This is a genomic window from Gelidibacter pelagius, assembly GCF_017581925.1.
Lineage (GTDB): Bacteria > Bacteroidota > Bacteroidia > Flavobacteriales > Flavobacteriaceae > Gelidibacter > Gelidibacter pelagius.
The window spans coordinates 1-329 of sequence record NZ_JAGEVG010000098.1; the positions used below are offsets into that span (position 1 = coordinate 1).

The 329-nt window shown below is 49.2% G+C and carries 1 pseudogene; it reads left to right on the forward strand.

Features of this window, described 5'->3' with window-relative positions:
- A pseudogene (locus tag J4051_RS19350) lies at positions 1 to 329 on the forward strand (hypothetical protein); the annotation flags it as partial.

Below are 329 nucleotides of genomic sequence, written 5' to 3' on the forward strand. Positions count from 1 at the left end.
CTGATGGTCGATGCAAAGGATAGTTTGGTAACTTCACGACTGACACGTGTGATGACATTGGTCAAAAACGAAGATGCCATCAGTCCGCGCGGCGAGCGTAATGTGGCTGTGGGGATTACAACCCCACAAGGACAATTGGCCTTAAGGGGTTTTAACTTCAACAACAGAGCCATCATGAGCGCTGTAATATTGTCGGACATCACTTTGGACACGGCAACGGGTGAGATAGTAATCGCCGATTTTACGCCGGCCCAAAGAATGCATGCTCCGGAAGGTTCCACCCACGTAAGCCTAACCTCAGGATTCCTGAATTTAGACTTCAATTCGGG